General features: G+C 69.9%; 16 protein-coding genes. 11 read left to right on the top strand and 5 right to left on the bottom strand.

Annotated elements, in window-relative coordinates:
- The first annotated feature begins 7 nt into the window (after positions 1 to 7).
- The 4 genes from G6O68_RS16635 to G6O68_RS16620 all read left to right on the top strand — a co-directional run bounded on the left by G6O68_RS16635 (position 8) and on the right by G6O68_RS16620 (position 3238).
- Positions 8 to 1123 carry an exopolysaccharide biosynthesis polyprenyl glycosylphosphotransferase gene (locus G6O68_RS16635; protein ID WP_165249750.1) on the top strand — a complete coding sequence of 372 codons (1116 nt, stop codon included), beginning with the start codon at positions 8 to 10 and terminating at the stop codon, positions 1121 to 1123.
- Positions 1084 to 2154, top strand: a complete 1071-nt coding sequence (locus G6O68_RS16630; protein ID WP_240911331.1) for a glycosyltransferase family 2 protein — start codon at positions 1084 to 1086, stop codon at positions 2152 to 2154. Before G6O68_RS16635 ends, G6O68_RS16630 begins: the two co-directional genes overlap by 40 nt.
- A 137-nt stretch (positions 2155 to 2291) precedes the next feature.
- Positions 2292 to 2624 (top strand): PadR family transcriptional regulator, encoded by a 333-nt coding sequence (locus tag G6O68_RS16625; RefSeq protein WP_165249749.1) that lies wholly within the window; start codon positions 2292 to 2294, stop codon positions 2622 to 2624.
- Positions 2621 to 3238: a hypothetical protein gene (locus G6O68_RS16620; protein ID WP_165249748.1), complete on the top strand. Its 618-nt coding sequence runs from the start codon at positions 2621 to 2623 to the stop codon at positions 3236 to 3238. Before G6O68_RS16625 ends, G6O68_RS16620 begins: the two co-directional genes overlap by 4 nt.
- 41 nt (positions 3239 to 3279) lie before the next feature.
- Here the strand turns inward: G6O68_RS16620 and G6O68_RS16615 are convergent, their stop codons facing one another.
- Positions 3280 to 3912 (bottom strand): Uma2 family endonuclease, encoded by a 633-nt coding sequence (locus tag G6O68_RS16615; RefSeq protein WP_165249747.1) that lies wholly within the window; start codon positions 3910 to 3912, stop codon positions 3280 to 3282.
- A gap of 116 nt (positions 3913 to 4028) precedes the next feature.
- Complete coding sequence (locus G6O68_RS16610) at positions 4029 to 5318, bottom strand: fatty acid desaturase family protein (RefSeq protein ID WP_165249746.1); 1290 nt, start codon at positions 5316 to 5318, stop codon at positions 4029 to 4031.
- A gap of 765 nt (positions 5319 to 6083) precedes the next feature.
- Here G6O68_RS16610 and G6O68_RS16605 point away from each other — a divergent pair.
- The 3 genes from G6O68_RS16605 to G6O68_RS16595 all read left to right on the top strand — a co-directional run bounded on the left by G6O68_RS16605 (position 6084) and on the right by G6O68_RS16595 (position 10688).
- Positions 6084 to 6431, top strand: coding sequence for a hypothetical protein (locus G6O68_RS16605; protein ID WP_165249745.1), 348 nt, complete (start codon positions 6084 to 6086; stop codon positions 6429 to 6431).
- Between the two features lie 313 nt (positions 6432 to 6744).
- Positions 6745 to 9195: a hypothetical protein gene (locus G6O68_RS16600; RefSeq protein WP_165249744.1), complete on the top strand. Its 2451-nt coding sequence runs from the start codon at positions 6745 to 6747 to the stop codon at positions 9193 to 9195.
- Between the two features lie 188 nt (positions 9196 to 9383).
- Positions 9384 to 10688, top strand: coding sequence for a glycosyltransferase family 4 protein (locus tag G6O68_RS16595; protein ID WP_165249743.1), 1305 nt, complete (start codon positions 9384 to 9386; stop codon positions 10686 to 10688).
- Positions 10689 to 10710: 22 nt separating this feature from the next.
- Here G6O68_RS16595 and G6O68_RS16590 read toward each other — a convergent pair whose 3' ends face one another.
- The 3 genes from G6O68_RS16590 to G6O68_RS16580 are packed head-to-tail and all read right to left on the bottom strand — an operon-like array spanning position 10711 to position 13712.
- Positions 10711 to 11778, bottom strand: coding sequence for a glycoside hydrolase family 43 protein (locus tag G6O68_RS16590; RefSeq protein WP_165249742.1), 1068 nt, complete (start codon positions 11776 to 11778; stop codon positions 10711 to 10713).
- 22 nt (positions 11779 to 11800) lie between these two features.
- Positions 11801 to 12169, bottom strand: coding sequence for a rhodanese-like domain-containing protein (locus G6O68_RS16585; RefSeq protein WP_165249741.1), 369 nt, complete (start codon positions 12167 to 12169; stop codon positions 11801 to 11803).
- Positions 12170 to 12173: 4 nt separating this feature from the next.
- Complete coding sequence (locus G6O68_RS16580) at positions 12174 to 13712, bottom strand: glycine hydroxymethyltransferase (protein ID WP_165249740.1); 1539 nt, start codon at positions 13710 to 13712, stop codon at positions 12174 to 12176.
- Between the two features lie 185 nt (positions 13713 to 13897).
- On the opposite strand from G6O68_RS16580, the gene G6O68_RS16575 reads away from it, so the two are divergent.
- From G6O68_RS16575 to G6O68_RS16560, 4 genes are all read left to right on the top strand, one after another.
- Entirely contained in the window at positions 13898 to 14830 is a 933-nt protein-coding gene (locus G6O68_RS16575; RefSeq protein ID WP_165249739.1) for an NAD(P)-dependent oxidoreductase, read from the top strand.
- Positions 14831 to 15282: 452 nt separating this feature from the next.
- Complete coding sequence (locus G6O68_RS16570; protein ID WP_165249738.1) at positions 15283 to 15579, top strand: YbeD family protein; 297 nt, start codon at positions 15283 to 15285, stop codon at positions 15577 to 15579.
- Between the two features lie 52 nt (positions 15580 to 15631).
- Positions 15632 to 16786 carry a Sua5/YciO/YrdC/YwlC family protein gene (locus tag G6O68_RS16565; protein ID WP_165249737.1) on the top strand — a complete coding sequence of 385 codons (1155 nt, stop codon included), beginning with the start codon at positions 15632 to 15634 and terminating at the stop codon, positions 16784 to 16786.
- 508 nt (positions 16787 to 17294) lie between these two features.
- Positions 17295 to 17567, top strand: coding sequence for a hypothetical protein (locus tag G6O68_RS16560; protein WP_165249736.1), 273 nt, complete (start codon positions 17295 to 17297; stop codon positions 17565 to 17567).
- Positions 17568 to 17774 lie beyond the last annotated feature (207 nt).

The raw sequence follows: 17774 nt of genomic DNA, 5'->3' as shown, positions 1-17774 counted from the left end.
GCGCCTCATGAATGATTCCCTGGAAGTCGTGGGACGGGAGCGGGTGGTCGACCTGGCCGGGCGGACGCGCAAGCGGATCCTGGTCGTCGGCGCGCCCCGCGACGCCCGAAGGCTGCTTCGCGACCTCGACGGCGGGCCGGTCCCGATCGTCGGGTTCATCGACGCCGGCCATCACCGCAAGTCGGGGCCGAGGTTCCGGGGCCGCCACCTGGCGGTCAACCCGCGCACCCGGCCGCTCCCCGTGCTGGGCGACATCGACCGCCTCGACGAGATCGTCGACGAGGCCGGGGCCACCCACGTCGTGGTCGCGCACTCCAAGCCCAGGCGGCACCTGCGGCCCAGCCTCGCCCGGCTGGCGAACCCGCGGGTCAGCGTCCACTGGGTGTCCGTCGGCGGGGGAGCCCCCGACCTCGCAGGCCTGGAGCTCGACGCCGAGGGCCCGGCCGCGCGCCCCGAGTTCGACTGGCGGACGGCCGCCTCCCGGTTCCGCAAGTGGGCCCGCTCGGACGGCGCGCGGCTCGCCAAGCGCGGGGCCGACGTCCTGGTCTCGGCGACGCTGCTCGCCCTCTTCGCGCCCCTGTTCCTGACGGTCGCCGCGGCGATCCTGCTCTCCTCGGGCCGGCCCATCTTCTACACGCAGGAGAGGATCGGGCAGGGGGGGCGTCGTTTCCGGATCGTGAAGTTTCGGAGCATGACGAGCGACGCCGAGAAGGAGACCGGGCCGATCTGGGCCTCCGACCACGACGCTCGCTGCACCCGCATCGGCGACTGGCTCCGGCACACGAACGTCGACGAGCTGCCGCAGCTCTTCAACGTCCTGAAGGGGGAGATGAGCCTCGTCGGACCCCGGCCCGAGCGGCCGGTCTTCGTCGAGCAGTTCTCCGCCGAGATGCCCGACTACGACCTGCGCCACGCGGTCCCCTGCGGGATGACCGGGTGGGCCCAGGTCCACGGCTGGCGCGGGCGGACTTCGCTCCGGAAGCGGATCCAGTACGACCTCGACTACATCAACCGCTGGTCGTTCTGGATCGACTTCCGCATCCTGCTGATGACCATCCAGCACGTCGCCTGGGGAAAGATCTCGTGGAATCACTCGCGCCCGCCGAAGCCGCCGGAGGCCTGAGCCGGCCCGCCTGCTCGATCGTGATCCCCACCTACCACGGCCGGCGGCTGCTGGAACCCTGCCTGGCGAGCCTTTTCGAGAACCTCCCGCGCGAGCCCGAACTCGCCTGCGAGGTCGTCGTCTCGGACAACGGCCCCGGCGAGGAGACCCGCCGCTGGCTCGCGGAGGCCTATCCGCAGGTGCGAGTCGTCCGGCTCGCCCCCGGCCAGGGCTTCTGCCGCGCCGCCAACGCCGGGATCGAGGCGGCCCGGGGCCGCTTCATCCAGGTCCTCAACGACGACACCGAGCTGACGCCGGGGTGGATCGAAGCCGGCCTGGAGCCGTTCCGCGACCCGACCGTCGGCGCGGTGACGCCGCTCGTCCTGGTGCGCTCGACGCCCGGACGCGTCGACTCGGCCGGCGACTCTTACAGCCTGGCCGGCTGGCCCTCCAAGCGGGGCCACGGCCAGCCCGCGGCGCGATGGGCGTCGCGCCCGGTCGAGGACGTCATGAGCGCCAGCGGATCGGCCTCCTTCTATCGCGCCGACGCGCTCCGGGCGGCGGGCGGCGGCTTCGACGCCTCGCTGGTCTCGTATTACGAGGACGTGGACCTGGGTTTCCGGCTCCGCTGGGCGGGCTATCGCGTGGTCTTCACGCCGCACTGCCGGGTGCTCCACGACATCTCGGCCACGGCCGACCACCGCAGCCCCCGGCTCCAGCGTCTGATGGCCCGCAACGCCGAGCTGGTCTTCTGGTCCAACCTTCCGGCGAGCAAGCTGGCGGTCGCCCTCCTGCCCCACGTCGGCCTGGTCCTGGCCCAGGCGGCGTGGCGAATGGCGCGGCTGCGCTTCATCCCGTTCTTCCTCGGCAAGGTCGACGCCGCCCGCGAGCTGGGCCGGCTCGGAGCCCGCAGGAAGGTCCGCTCGGGCCTGGGGCTCAACGCGGTCCGCCCGCCCCACTTCCCGATGGGCCTCGGCTCGTTCGAGGACGTCGTCAACCACCTGCGACGGCCCCGCGAGGCCTCGGCCGCGAGACGCGTCGCGGACGACTGACTCACGCCCCATTGCCGACCCCGTTCCGGCCCCGCGCCGTGCGGGGTCGCTCCGCGCGCCGGGGCGTAGCGTCTTGACACGCACGCGCGGCTCGGTACTATGCAATCCGAGGTACATGCGGCCGGAGGCGAGAGTGGATGAGTTCCTGGGAGACGCAACTGCGTAAAGGCTTGGTCGAGCTGGCCGTCCTGGCGACGATGGACGGCGGCGAGGCCTACGGATACGGGATCGTCGAGCGGCTGCGAAAGATCGAGGGGCTGGAGTTCACCGAGAGCACGGTCTATCCGGTGCTGGCGAGGCTGGCGAGGGAGGGCTTCCTGGCGATCCGCGCCGAGCCCTCGCCGGCCGGGCCGACGCGGCGCTACTATCGCCTGACCCCGGAGGGGGAACGACGCTTTCGGGAGATGACGCGGGGCTGGCGGACGGTGGCCGCGAGCCTGAGCACTTTACTCGAAGGGGGGCGAGGATGAGCACGGCGGAGATGAACGCGACCCGGAATTCGGCGCGGATCCTGATCGACGCCCGGCTCGACGCGATCGACCGGGCGCTCCTGGGGCGGGTGTCGCGGGCGGAGCGGCTGGACGTCGTTGGCGAGGTCGAATCGCGGATCGACGAACTGCTCCAAGGGCGGGTCGGGTCGGGGCGGGAGGCTTCTCGCGACGACGTCCTGGCCGTGCTGTCGCGGCTCGACCCGCCTGAGGCCTACCTGGGCGACGAGGCCGTCGAGCCCCACCGCGATCCGTTCGCGGGACGCCCGACGTCCGCTCCGCGCGTGGTCGCCGCCGAGAGGGACGGGACGTCGCCCATCGCCAGGGCGTCGGCCATCCTGGGAGGCGCGGCCCTGGCCTCGTTCGCCTTCCTGCCGATCGGGTACGGCGTGGCGGTCGGACTCGGGTCCGAGACCTTCCTGTTCGCGGTCTGGGGGCTCGTCGGCCTGTTCATGCTCCTCGGCGGCACGGTGGCCGTCGTGCTGGCGAGCTTCGGCGGCGTCGAGAGGCCGGCGTCGCTGGTGGGCCTGATCTGCGGCATCCTGGCCGTGGTGCTGGTCCTCGCGTCAGCCGGCTGCCTCGTCCTGATGATTTGAACGCGAGCCAGGGCCCGTCGCGACGGGCCTGACGCTGGGGATCAACCGTCAAGGATCTCGGCCAAGTCGAGCGTGAAGCCGGGCAGGACGTCCTCGCCGGAGATCTCCTTCGGTGCCGTCAGCGTCTCGGGTTCGCGGCCGGGACGATAGACCTCCACCGTCCGCGACTGCGGATCGATCAGCCAGCCGAGTCGCACGCCCTGAGCGAGGTAGTCGGCCATCTTGGCCCGGAGGTCCGCGATCGAATCGCTGGGGGAGCGGATCTCGGCGGCGAAGTCGGGCGTGATGCGGGAAAATCGCCGACGCTCTCTCTCGTCGAGCGCCTCCCAGCGGTCGCGGCGGATCCAGGAGGCGTCCGGGGCGCGAATGGAACCGTCGGGTAGCGTGAATCCTGTCGACGGGCTGAAAGCCTTGCCCAGGCCCGTCGCCTTGTTCCAGTTTCTGAGCTGGGCCCCGAGCTCAAGCTCTCGGCCGCCGCCGTCGGGGGATGCGGGCGTCATCACGATCAGGCCTCCATCGGCCGCGCGTTCGAGCCGCAACTCGGGGTTGGCGGCGGACAGGCGCCCGAAGTCGTCGGCGTCGACGGTCAGGCGGACGTCGGACGGGACCGAGAGCGAGGGGGGGAAGCCCTGGTCGGGCTCGGTCCGCACGTCCTTGATCGTGCTCGTCGCCATATGACCGCCCCCCCGTCTCGACCTCCGATCCTCGAACCGCCCCAACCTCCAATGTGTCCGCGACGATCGGGGTCGTCAACTCGTCGCCCCTCTTCCGCCTTCATCAGGGCGGCGACTCATCCCCCGGTCGACCCCGGCAGAAGGGGCTGTCGGGCCTTGGTCATCTCGTCGAGGATCGTCGGGTGGGCCTCGTCGCCGACGAACGTGCCGTGGCACTCCACGACCTGGCTGCCGTACGCCTCGTGCCGGCACTTGAGCAGCTCGTGCAGCTCCGCCAGGCGGTAGTGCGGCACGGTCGGGAACAGGTGGTGGGGGATGTGCATGTCCTGCCCGTAGATGAACACCGCCCACCGCGTGAACGGGTCGACGAAGAACACCCGCGAGTTCGTCAGCCGGCCGGAGTCCGCGTTCGAGTGCTGGTAGACGTCCCGGAGCAGCATGAAGAACGGGAACGTCGAGATCAGCGGGACCAGCCAGAGCAGCACGACGTAGATCGGCGATCGGCCGTCGGTGGCCCATCGCGTCATCGCCAGCGCGGCCAGGACGACGGTGAAGAACCAGAGCCGCGCCGAGCCCGCGAACCGCGTGGAGTAGGCCTGGCGGAACGGCGACTGGAAGACCGCCCAATCCGGCAGCGCGTAGGCGACGAGCGTCCCGGCCACTCCCGAGAGCAGGGCCGCGGGGATGATCCAGTGCGGCCGGTCGGACGCGGTGAGCGCGATGAAGACGGCGTTGATCGCCAGGACGTACAGCACGCCCAGGATGGTCGACAGCCGGGGGAGGTAGACGTCGAACCCCCGCCCCTTCGCCGTGCCGTTGTAGATGCTCCGCCCCTTGCCGAACGTGTTCACCGTCATGTAGGCGAACTGGTACTCGGTGAACCGCAGGGGCGCGACGATCATGCAGAAGTAAACCAGGGCGATGAACCGCTCGCGAGTCATCGGGAACTCGAAGGCGCGCTTGCCCCGGCCCAGGTTGAGCAGGTCGGGATCCTTCTCGGGGTCGTTCGTGTGCTGGTGGTGCGCCATGTGGAAGACGCGGTAGTAGTGCACCGAGGTCAGGATCGGGAACATGCAGAACAGGTCGGGGATCAGGTCGTTCAGGAACCGATTCTTGACGAACGTGTAGTGGGAAGACTCATGCCCCAGGCCCGCAAGGCGGTGCTGCAAGGCCCCGACCAGGACCATCGCCGCCGCGAACACCGGGACGTTCCACCACCACGACAGCCCCCATCCCGCCCGCGACTCCGCGAAGACCACCGCCGTCCCGATGATGAAAGCCAGGCAGACGTACTCCCGGCCGAGGTAGAGCAGGTTCGTGACGTTGTCCGGCCGTCGCAGCTGCATGATCCGCTTTTGCAAGGCCATGTCGTCGAACGACGGACGGACGACCTCTGAAACGCTCATTCGCACTCCTCTCCAAGTCACCGGGCCGACCCCTCGTCGAAACCCGCCCAGCCACAGGGATTCTACTCCTTTTTATCGGGAGCCGGGCTTGTCTATTTGATCTATTTTGCCCGAATCCCCATGCCGGTGCATGAGAGTTTATACTCCGCTCTTTACTCAGGCCGCCCAGATTGCCGAGGCGAGGTCCTGCTCATCCTCGTCCGGCAGCTCAAAGTGAGGCGGTCACCAGGCCTGGAGAGGCCCGTGTCCGTTTCGGTCGGGAGCGACGGGATCTCCCTCGCCAAAGTCTTCACGCAGAAAACCTTGAAGAGGACGCCTGGACTTCTCGGGGTCTGATGAAATGAAGAAGGCATGGAGAGACGATGGCTATTCCATATAAATCCTATCGGAATTATGAAAGAGAGCTTGATTGGCGGGCCGATGCCGGCTATGGTTAGGTCGTCGCAGGTCACGCGGCTCGATCGGCCCCTCCTCCCAGGCAGGCCGTCGCGGACCTTTTCACGGAGACTTGCTCATGCCCGCCCGTCCCGCCCGAGGCTGTTGTTGTTGACGCGGCTCCGCTGAGGCGCGCCAGAAGGGCCTCCGCCGTCCGGCGTTGAAGGCTCCGGCCTCCCCGAACGGTCGACGACGAACGGTCGACCTCGCGGCGATCATCCCCAAAACATCCCAACGAACACGCAGGGCCCGAAGGGCTTCGGACGCGAGGGTCGCGTCAGGCCCGGGACGGCCTCGTCCCGCACACGAAACACGAAAGCGAAAGACGTCATGAGCAAGAAATTCCTTTCCGTCGGCGACATCCTGATCAACCCGGATCTGCTGACCTACGCGGTGGTCGAGGACGACGGCGACCACCTGGATGGGCTGGAACTCCGGCTCGGGTTCGCGTCGCCGGGGGGGAGCCCGCACGACCTTCGGCTGCGCGGTGAGGCCGCCGGCGAGGTCCTTCGCTGGCTCCGCCTGAACGCCGACTTTTTGGGCAGGCCGGGGACGTTCGGCCCGAACGCCCCCTTGCGCCCAGCCCGTCGTGACTCTCGTCGCGACGCCTCGGCCGTCCCGGCCTATGACCGCCCCCCGGCGATCGGTCGCTCGCCGGAGCTGATCGGCCGGTATTGAGACATCGGTCCTCGACGGGGAAGGAGCCCCCGGGCCTCGAAGCACCCTACGCGTTGGGCCCCTCTTGGCAAGGGGGAGGGGCCGGACGCCATCTCGCCCCCGCCTCGCACGACGGAGATCCTCTTTTTGCAAGGGGGAGGATCTCCCACCATGTCCGACGATCCCACCCCACGAGGGCGGATCTCCCCAAGCAAGGGGGGGAGATCCGCCCTTTCTCGCGCGCCGCGAGGACCTCGGGCGCTCGGACGGTTGCCGGTCTGCCCGGCGTCGCGCACCATGGGGTGAGCCAGGCCCACGCCCCAGGAGCCGACCCGTGAACCGTCCGCGCCATCCCGCCGCCCTGCGATTCAGTATCCTCGTCACGCTCGGGGCGGTCACCTTCCCGCTGCCCGCGGCCGGCCCGGCGCGCGCCGAAGGGCCGGCCGACGGCACGGTCGCCAAGGCCGTCGTCCGCAACGGGGACGGCGGCCCGAACCGGCTCGACCCCGAGAAGTGGATGCCCTGGGAATCCGGCTTCGTCCGGGAGGGGGACGCGTTCGTTTGCGACAACGCCGCCTCGACCAGGGCCCGTCGCGGGGCGTCGCAGCGGGTCGTCCTGGATCAGCGGGCCCCCGCGCCGATCGTCGCGAGCGTCTGGAGCCAGGCCGAAGGGGTCTCCGGGGGCGCCGATTCGGATTATGCGCTGTATCTCGACCTGATCTACGACGACGGCATGCCCGTCTGGGGGCAGGCCGCGCCGCTCAAGGTCGGCACTCACGACTGGCAGGAGGCCCGGGTGACGTTCGTCCCGGCCCGGCCGATCCGCGAGGTTTCGGTGAATCTGCTCTTCCGGAACCACGCCGGCAAGGTCCAGTTCCGCGAGCCTCGGCTGGGGGTCGTCGCGGCCGAGTCGGGCGGCGCGGTCTTCGACGGTGTTTCGGTCGTCCCGCAGGGCCCGGCCTGCGAGGGGTTCCAGGTCCGCGACGCCGCCGCCGACGGCGATTTCGTCCACGTCGCGAAGCGGGCGATCGGCCTCGACCTGGACGCCCGACGCGACGAGGTGGACGGGGCCTCGTTCCTGGACGTGACGCTCCGCGAGACCACCGGCCGCGACCGGGCGATCACGCTCGTCTACACGATCCCCATCGCCGCCCAGGGCTCGCGATGGCTGGAGGACCCGAGACGGTCGTCGGCCGTCGAGCCGGGGCGTGAATTCACGAAGGCCTCGACGTTCCGGGCGGGGGCGAACGGTCGCCTGTCCTCGTATCCGTTCGGGGCCGTCGTGAGCGAGGGCCGCGGCCTGGCGCTGGGGATCGACATGGCTCGCCCGGCCTTCTTCCGGGCCGGCTGCAACGCGACGACCGGCGAGCTGTTCCTGGCGTTCGACATCGGCCTGACCCCGGAGAAGCCCGAGGCGACGCTGCGGTTCTGTCGGTTCGGCTTCGACCCCTCCTGGGAGTTCCGCTCCGCGCTCGACGCCTACTACCGGCTCTTCCCGGCCGCGTTCGAGCGGCGGGTGGCCGAGCAGGGCCTCTGGATGCCCTTCGCCGCGGTCAGCAAGGTGAAGGGCTGGGAAGACTTCGGCTTCCGGTTCAAGGAAGGGAACAACGAGACGGCCTGGGACGACGACCACGGCATCCTGACCTTTCGCTACACCGAGCCGATGACCTGGTGGATGCCGATGCCCGCCGACATGCCCCGCACGATCGAGGCCGCCGCCGCCGAGGCGCATCGGCTCGCGGCCGCAGGCAAGGCCCAGGCGAAGGCCTGGATCTCCAGCGCCTACCACGACCGCGACGGAAGTCCGGTGGCCCTCTTCCGCGACGAGCCCTGGAACAAGGGGGCCGTCTGGAGCATGAACTCCACGCCGGGCCTGGCGGCCGACGACGACTTCGCCGTGAAATGGAACCCGGCCCTCCGCGATCGCCTCTACGGCGAAGGGGCCCGCAGGGGCGTGCTCGACGGCGAGTACATCGACTCCAGCGAGGGGTACGTCACCGACGAGCTGGACTTCCGTCGCGACCACTTCGCCCGGTCCGAGGCCCCACTGACCTTCGCGCTGGAGGACCGTCGCCCGGCCGTCTTCCGGGGGACGATCGCCTTCGAGTACGTCCGGGGGATCGGCCGCGACGTCCACGCCCGGGGCAAGCTCATGATGGCGAACGCCACGCCCGACCGGCTTTGCTGGCTCGCCCCGTTGCTCGACGTGACGGGGACGGAGTCCGACTGGAACCCCGGCGGCCGCTGGCGGCCGATGCCCGACGCCGACCTCCTCCTCCGCCGGGCCCTCTGCAAGGGGAAGCCGTTCTGCTTCCTGATGAACTCCGACTTCGACCGGCTCGGCCCGGACAAGGTGGAGCGGTACATGAAGCGGGCCGTCGCCTACGGCATGTTCCCCGGCTTCTTCAGCCACAACGCGTCCGACGGGGCCTATTTCACCAGGCCCGAGCTGTACGACCGCGACCGGCCGCTGTTCCGCAAGTACGTCCCGCTCTGCAAGCTCGTCGCCGAGGCCGGCTGGGAGCCGATCACCGGGGCGCGGTCGAGCGACGACCGGGTGTACGTGGAGCGGTTCGGAGAGCGACACCTGACCGTCTTCAACGACTCGGCCGAGCGACGGACCGTCGAGATCCGGCTCGACGCGCCGAGGACCGGCGAGGGCCGCGACCTGGCCCGGGGCGAGGCCGTGTCGTGGCGGGACGGCCTCGCCGTACTCTCCCTGGAGCCCGAGGGCCTAGCGATCCTGACGCTCCCGGCCGACGTCGATGCACGACCATCGCCCTGATCCGGTGCGCCCGTCGAGCGGCCATGAGGCGTCGTGAGTCCATGATCGGCCCGTCGGACGCCCTTGCGGGGCGCGGAAGGGGGTCGATACACTAGCCGTCTTCGAGCGGAATCGGGGCGGGGGCCCGTCGACCCCCGCGAGGCGCGACGAGCCTTTCATCGAGGGCGCGACAGGCGTTGCGTCGGATCATGACGTCGGAATCGAGAGCCCCCGCGAACGACCCGCCCCGGGTCCTGATCGTCAGCGAGCACGCCTCCGTGCGGTTCGGCGGCGAGGCCATACTCCCCTGGCACTACTTCCGGCTGCTTCGCAAGCGGGGCGTGGAGGCCTGGCTCGTCGTCCACGCGCGGACCCGCGCGGAGCTGATCGATCTGCTGCCCGAGGAGTCGCACAGGCTGTATTTCATCCCGGACACCCGGCTGAACAAGCTCGCCTTCAAGGCCGGCCGGCTGATGCCCGATCGCGTCGCCTACCTGACCACCGGCTACGCGAGCCGGCTCAGCACCCAGATCACCGCCCGCTCGCTGGCTCGTCGGCTCGTCGCGGAGCACGGCGTCGACGTCGTCCATCAGCCGATCCCGGTCTCCCCCCGCGAGCCCTCGTTGCTCCACGGCCTGGGGGCGCCGGTGGTCATCGGGCCGATGAACGGCAACATGACCTATCCTCCGGCGTTCGAACGGGGGACTGGCCGATCCGTCATGGCCGTCTCCCGCAAGGCGTCGGAGCTGCTGCATCGGCTCATGCCCGGGAAGCTCCGTGCGGCCGCGCTCCTGGTTGCCAACAAGCGGACTCGCGAGGCCCTGCCGAAGGCTTCCCGCGCCGAGGTCGTCGAGCTCGTCGAGAACGGCGTCGATCTTGAAGTCTGGACGCTCCCCGCCCGTCCCGCGCGTCTCCACGGGCCCGCCCGCTTCATCTTCCTGGGCCGACTCGTCGATTGGAAGGCCGTCGACGTGCTCCTGGAGGCGCTGGCCCGCGTCGACGCCCAACCGCCGCCGGAGCTTGAGATCCTGGGCGACGGGCCGATGCGAGCCTCGCTGGAGGAACGAGTCGTTGCGTTGGGGCTGCAAGGGCGGGTTCACTTCCGGGGCTGGCAACCGCAGGTGGAATGCGCCCGGAAGCTCCGCGAGGCCGACGCCCTGGTCCTCTCCAGCCTCTACGAATGCGGCGGCGCGGTCGTCCTGGAGGCGATGGCCAGCGGCCTTCCGGTGGTCGCTACCGACTGGGGCGGGCCGAGCGATTACCTGGACGAATCGTGCGGCTTCCTCATCCCGCCCGACTCACGCGAGAAGCTCGTCGCTGGCTTCGCCGAGGCAATGGGCCGGTTGGCCGTCGACCCGGATCTCCGCGCGCGACTCGGCAGGGCCGGTCGCGATCGCGTCGAACGCCTCTTCGACTGGGAGGGCAAGATCGACGAGATCCTGGCTGTCTATCGTCGAGCCATCGAGACGGCCAGCCCGGACGCCCGGTCGACGCCCGCCGCATCCCGAACCTGAGACGGCGTCGGGCCGATTCCGTTCAACGCCGCTCGGCCGGCTCGCCCGAGGGGGCCGGCACGTCGGTCGCGGTCGAAAGCGGCTTGCCGAGGTTCGGCGTCCCGTCGGCGTCCCAGGTGATCTTCTGGGCGCGGGTGGAACGGTCGGCGTAGGACCTGGCCGTGCCCGACTTGGCGTGGTAGGCGATCCAGTCCTCAAGTCCGTCGGGGGACTTGAAGAACGAGTTATGGCCCGGCCCGTAGACGCCGGCCTCGTCGTCGCGCTGGAAGACCGGGCGGAGGTGCTGCTCCCACGATGCGCTCTTCATCGGGTCGGCGTCGGGGGCGATTGAGACCATGCCGAGCTTGTAGTCGGGCGTGTCGGCCGGGCAGGTCGAGTAGACGAGGAAGATCCTACCCTGATCGCCGCGACGCAGCGCGACGGGGCCCTCGCGGACGACGTCGCATCCCAGGCCGTCGACGTCCAGGTACACCCGGGGCCCGGTCAGCGTCCAGGGGTTGGTCATCTTGCTGATGTAGAGGCCCTGGCCGGTCGGGCTGGGGCGTCCGCACCAGATGAAGCAGTTCGTCCCGTCGGGCATGGGGAAGACGGTGCCGTCGATGGCGTAGTGGGCGTCTTTGGGGTCGGTCCGGAGCTTGGCCTTGAAAGTGTACGGCCCCATCGGGTCGTCGCCCGAGGACTCGGCGACGTACATCCGGTGGCTCGGCTCGCGGCCGTCGCCGGCCGTGAAGTAGAGGTACCAGCGCGGGCCGTCGCCGCCGTCGAGGCGGTGGAACTCGGGCGCCCAGAGGTCGCGGTTGCGGCTGGCGTCGTCCTCCTTCCAGACGACCTGATCGGGGGCCGTCTTGAGGTCGCCCAGCCGCCGGGCCTTGCGGAGCTGCACGTCGCGGCCCGTGGTCGTCGCCAGGTAGTACCAGCCGTCGTGGAAGCCCAGCCAGGGGTCGGCCCCCTGGACCTTGATCGGGTTCCGGAAGGTGGGCGGCGTCGCGGCCTCCTGCGCCGTCGCCGGGGCGTTCGCCGTCGCGAGCCAGCAGCCGAATCCGAAAGCAAGGGCCGTCGCCGGCGAGGCGAGGCGTCGGGACCTGATCATGGAGAGGCTCCGTCGAGAGGCTTCAGTGATAGCGGCGGACCGCGGGGTCGACCGCGACGGACCAGGCGTCGATCCCGCCTTCGAGGTTGAGGACGCCCCCGAGGCCCTGCTCGGCGAGCCAGCGCGCGGCGTGCATCGACCGCACGCCGTGGTGGCAGTAGGCGACGACCGACCCCCGGCCGAGGGCCTCGCGGATGTCGTCGAGGCGGCCGGGGATCGCGCGCATCGGGATGAACAGGTCGCCGGCCGGGGCCGGCGCGGGGATGGAGGCGAACTCGCGCTCGTGCGGCTCGCGGACGTCCAGCAGCGTGATCGCGCCGCCGGCGGCGAGCCGATCGCGAAGCTCCACGGCGGTCAGCTCGACGATCGGCTCGCGGGCGTGGTGGGTCATCGGGTCAGCTCGCGTCGAACTGGGACCGGAGGAACTCCAGGTCCAGCTCGGGATAGACCGGGAACGAGCCGAGGAGCTTGGCGACGCGGTCGCTCGCCTGCTTCTCGACGGCCGCGTCGAGCGTGTACTTGGCCTTGTCCTTGCCGCCCGTCTTGTTCGCGCCGGGGACGACGTGAGTCAGGACGAGGTGGACGACCTCGGCGATCTCGCGCATCTCGGCGGCGCCCATGCCCAGGGTGGTCACGGCGGGTGTGCCGAACCGGAGGCCGCTGGTGTACCAGGGGCCGTTGGGGTCGAACGGGATCGGGTTGCGGTTGAGCGTGATCCCGCAGCGGCGGACGGCGTCCTCCGCCTGGCGGCCGGTGATCCCCAGGGCGGAGGCCACGTCGACCAGGACGAGGTGGTTGTCGGTCCCGCCGGAGATCACGTTGAGCCCGACGCTCACGAACGCCTCGGCCAGCGCCCGGGCGTTCTCGACGATCTTCGCGGCGTAGGTCCGGAACTCGGGCCGGAGGGCCTCGGTGAACGCCACCGCCTTGGCCGCCATGACGTGGGGCAGGGGGCCGCCCAGGACCATCGGGCAGCCCCGGTCGACGTGCTCGGCGAACTCCTGCTTGCAGAGGATCAGGCCGCCTCGCGGCCCGCGAAGGGTCTTGTGGGTGGTGGTGGTCACCACGTCGGCGAAGGCCAGCGGGTCCTCGTCGCCGGTCAGGACCTTGCCCGCCACCAGGCCCGAGAAGTGGGCCATGTCGACCATCAGCACGGCGCCCACCTTGTCGGCGATCTCGCGCATCCGGCGATAGTTGATGTTCCGAGGGTAGGCGCTAAAGCCGGCCACCAGGATCAGCGGCTTGACCTCGACGGCCTGGCGCTCGATGACGTCGTAGTCGAGCAGGAAGGTCTCGCGGTCGACGGTGTAGCCGTGGGCCTCGAACATCTTGCCCGAGACGTTCAGGCGGTAGCCGTGGGTCAGGTGCCCGCCCGAGGAGAGGTCCATGCCCAGCAGCCGCTGGTCGCCCAGGGCTCGCCGGACCTGGTTCCAGCGCTCGATGGGCATCTTCGTCCAGTCGGCCGGGGTCAGGGCCTCGGCGTTCTCGACGCCCAGGAGCTCGACCATCTTGGGCACCTCGACCCGGGCGCGGAGGATGGCCCAGAAGGCGACCATGTTGGCGTCGGCGCCGCTGTGGGCCTGGGCGTAGGCGTGCTCGGCGCCGAACAGCTCCTTGGCGCGCGCGTTGGCCAGGTCCTCCACCGCGTCGACGTTGTCGCAACCGGCGTAGAAGCGGCGATGCGGGATCCCCTCGGCGTACTTGTCGGTCAGCAGGTTGCCCATCGCCAGCTGGGTGGCGAGCGACGAGTAGTTCTCGCTGGCGATCAGCTTGATGTTGCCGCGCTGGTCGGCCAGCTCCCGGACGATCGCGCGGGCGACGGCCGGGGAGACGGACGCGACGGTCTCCAGGCTCGCCAGGTAGGCGAGGAACGCGGGGGAGGCGTCGCCGGCCGACTTGCCGGAGAGATAGCTCTGGATCAGGGAGGGTCGCATGTCGTGCCTTGGACTCGTGCCGGGGGGGTGGGGCGAACGCCCCGGGCTGTCGCGTGGACCCGGCCCGGCTATAATCGCCCCGTCTCAAAGTCGAATTGTATCGCCGGGCTCTCCGAAGGCTCAAGACCACGGGGCGGGCCCGGCCCCCGCCGGGGCCCCCGGGCCGCAGCTTGAGGACCGCCGTGATGGACCTGCGAATCGGACCGAGTAAGACGCGGATCGGCTGGATCGGGACCGGCGTGATGGGGGCCGCGATGTGCGGCCGGCTGATCGAGGCCGGATACACGGCCACGGTCTTCAACCGGACCCGGGCCAAGGTCGAGCCGCTGGTCGCCCGGGGCGCGAAGCCGGCCGGCTCGCCCGCGGAGGCGGCGGCGGCGTCCGACGTCGTCTTCTCGATCGTGGGCCATCCCCAGGACGTCCGCGAGGTGATCCTCGGCGTCGACGGCGTGCTGACCTCCGCGCGGCCCGGCATGGTCCTCGTCGACATGACGACGAGCGAGCCCGCCCTGGCCCGGGCGATCGCCGAGCACGCGAAGGCGAAGGCCGTCCACGCGCTCGACGCGCCGGTCTCCGGCGGCGACGTCGGCGCCCGGGAAGGCCGGCTCTCGATCATGATCGGCGGCGACGCCGAGGTCGCCGAGGCCCTCCGGCCGCTGTTCGAGGTCCTGGGCGAGACGATCGTCCACCAGGGCCCCGCCGGCTCGGGCCAGCACACCAAGATGGTGAATCAGGTACTGATCGCCGGCAACATGGTGGGAGTCTGCGAGGCCCTGCTCTACGCCTGCAAGGCGGGCCTGGACCCCGAGACGGTCCTCCGCAGCGTCTCCAGCGGCGCGGCCGGCTCGTGGAGCCTCGGCAAGCTCGCCCCCCGCATGATCGCCGGCGATTTCGAGCCCGGATTCTTCGTCGAGCACTTCCTGAAGGACATGGGGATCGCCCTGGCCGAGTCCCGCCGTATGGGCCTGGCGCTGCCCGGCCTGGCGCTCGCGGAGCAGCTCTATCGGGCGGTCGCCGCGCAAGGGCTGGGACGAAAGGGGACGCAGGCCCTGATCCTCGCCCTGGCGGATCTCTCGCGGGTCGACTGGAACAATCGCTTGAGCCCCGAGGGGGCCTGAGGTATAAAATAGAGTTTTGCACCGGTGGGCGGGCCCGTCCCCGCCCCCAGTCCGCATGCCGCCGCTTCCGGATTCCAAGGAGAACGCATGGCCAGTCGTCGTCGAGGCAAGGGTCGCCGCAAGGTCGGTCGCAAGAAGCGTCGGATGCGCAGCAAGATTCGCCACCGCAAGAAATAAGCCGTCGCGGGACCCCGGCGCGCCGCACCTTCCGGCCGGACGACGATGCGTCTGCCAGGCCCGCCGCCGGATCGAGTCCCGCGACCGCCCCCAGCAGATCCGCCACGGTCAGCCTCGCCGCCAGCATGCCTCGGCGTCGAGGCTGCTCTTTTTTCGAACGCCGCCGCGAGCCCGGGGGAAAATCGAGGCGACGGGTTCCCGAAGCGATCGGCGTTCGGTATGATGATATGAGTTCCGTGTGCGGACTCGAACTCCGCCGTTCCTGGAGCCCAGGCATGGACAGTCGCCCGGATCATCGACCCTCGGTGGACCTCCTCGAATCGACCCACCTCTTCCCCGGCACCTACACCATCAAGGCGATCGGCCGTGCCGAGGACGATTTCGAGGACCGCGTGGTCCGGGCCGTGACGGCGCACCTGGCCGCCCCCTCCGACCTGGAATACACGGTCCGCGCCACCCGGGGCGGGCGGCACGTGTCCATCACCCTGGAACTCACGGTGCAGAACGCCGAGCAGGTTCGCTCGATCTATGCCGAGATCCAGGACGTCATCGGCCTCACCCTCCTGCTCTGACGAGCTCTCCGCCCCATCCGCCGGCGAAGCGCCGGCGCTCCACCCGAGACTCATGACGGATGCTCCCGCCCTACCCAACTGGATCGACCTCGCGCTTTGCGATGACGCGCGCGATGTGGTGCACCGGGTGGTGGCGTGCCTGGCCCAGGGCGGGGTCGTCGGGCTGGCCTCCGAGACGGTGTACTGCCTGGCCGCCAGCGCCCTGAACCCCCGGGGCGTGGCCCGGCTCCGCGAGCAGCGGGGCGACGCCGAGCCCCGGCCGTTGACCTTGCTGGTGAAAGGGGCCTCGGAGGCGGCCGACTGGGTTCCCGAGATCCCGGCGATCGGCGCGCGTCTGGCTCGCCGGTGCTGGCCCGGCCCGGTCTCCCTGGTCTTCCCGCGGCCCATCCGCGAAGGGCTCTTCGATCGCCTCCCCGAACCGGTGCGATCGATGATCTCCCCCGACGGAGACGTGGCCCTCCGCTGCCCGGAGGATCGCCTCATGAGGCAGGTCCTGCGGTTCTGCCCCGCGCCGCTGGTCCTGAGCCTCGTCCGCAACCCCGACCGCTCCCCCGCGACGACCGCCGAACCCCTGCGGGCGATGTCCGACGTCGACATGGCGATCGACTCCGGCCCGACGCGACTCGGCCGGGTCGCCACGGCGGTCCGCATCGACGGCGACCGTTGGTCCGTCGTCCGCGAGGGGGTCGTCGACTCTCCGACCCTCGCGAGCCGATCCGGCGTCGTCCTCGCCTTCATCTGCACCGGCAACACCTGCCGCAGCCCGATGGCCGAGGCCATCTGCAAGGTGCTGCTGGCGCGTCGCCTGGGCTGCGGGATCGCCGAACTGGAGGGACGAGGCTACCTCGTCGTCTCCGCCGGCGTCGCGGCGTCCCACGGCGCGGCCGCCGCATCCCACGCCGTCGAGGTGCTCCGCACCATGGGCGGGACGCTCGAACAGCACCGGAGCCGGCCCGTCAGCGTCGAACTGCTCCGCCAGGCCGACCGCGTCTTCGCCATGACCCTGGACCATCTGGACGCCCTCCTCGCCGCGGCCCCTGAATCGGCCCCTCACGCCTTCCTCCTCGATCCCGACGGGGACGACGTCCCCGACCCAATCGGCTCGGATCAGCCCACATACCGACGCACCGCCGAGGCCATCGAGCGGATGCTCGCCCGCCGCCTCGACGAACTCGGCGTGCCGCCCCTCCCGCCCGAATCCGCCTGAAGCGGCCTCTCGGGCCGCCCCGCCCATCGACCCTCGCCCGCCCCAATCCCTCCGACTCGACTCCCTGCTTGACATCCAGGCATTCAGGCTCCTGGATCGGCTGGATCGAGAGCCGTCCACTTGAAAAAAAATTAAGCTTCACTCTCCTCAGGCATGCGTTATATTAGGGTTTGACTCTCGCTTGTGCGCATACATTGCGTTAAGCAATGATGCATGGATGCAAAAACTGCGAGTCGAATCCATCTCGAAGTTCCGCCGGATTGACCCTTCTCCCCGCTTGTTGCTCGCGAAATCCTCGGAAATTGGTACCGCCTGAGAGAGCGTGTGCGCCATGACCCATCCTTCTCTCTTTCGACGTGTCGCGATTCGAAGGCGAGCGCGACCTGATCTCGGACCGGGCTTCGGTGATTGACGGATTCAAGGATTGCGTGCGTGCCCGGACCAGCCTGCCCTCCCATGTCGGTCCCGCGTCCCACGCCGTGGGTCGCCACGTTTTAAGGATTTCGCCATGTCTGAGGTTTCCTGCAATGTCACCCTCCCCATTGTCCGACCCGCGATCAAGCCCGAGGTCCGGCGTTCGTTGCCCGAACTCGTGACCGACCTGCTGGGCTGCTTGTCCAGCGTCCGTTCGCGGAAGGGGTCCGACCCATCGAAGCGTTCCGTGCATCGATATCGGGATCAGGATTTCAACTACCTGGAAGTCGCGCTTCCCGGGCTTGAAGGCGTCGAAGCCGACATCTGCATCCACGAAGGCTGCATTTACATCCGCGTCCTGCGCTGAGAGCGGACCCGCGACGTCTGCGGGGTGAGGTTCGTCGATCGTGCTCGCCGAGGGTGTGGCGTCGCCGCGCGCGCCGATCGGCCTTGGACCTCCGCAAGCCGAGAGTTCCGAGCGGGATGCGTGGCGCGATCGGGGCCCGTGAGTCGGGCTTGTCAACTTATCGAGGAATGTTGAGAATGACCGGACGACGCCGATCGTCGAGCGATC

The sequence above is a fragment of the Paludisphaera soli genome (genome assembly GCF_011064595.1).
In the GTDB taxonomy this organism is placed as follows: Bacteria; Planctomycetota; Planctomycetia; order Isosphaerales; family Isosphaeraceae; genus Paludisphaera; species Paludisphaera soli.
This window is presented reverse-complemented; position numbering and strand designations above follow the sequence as displayed.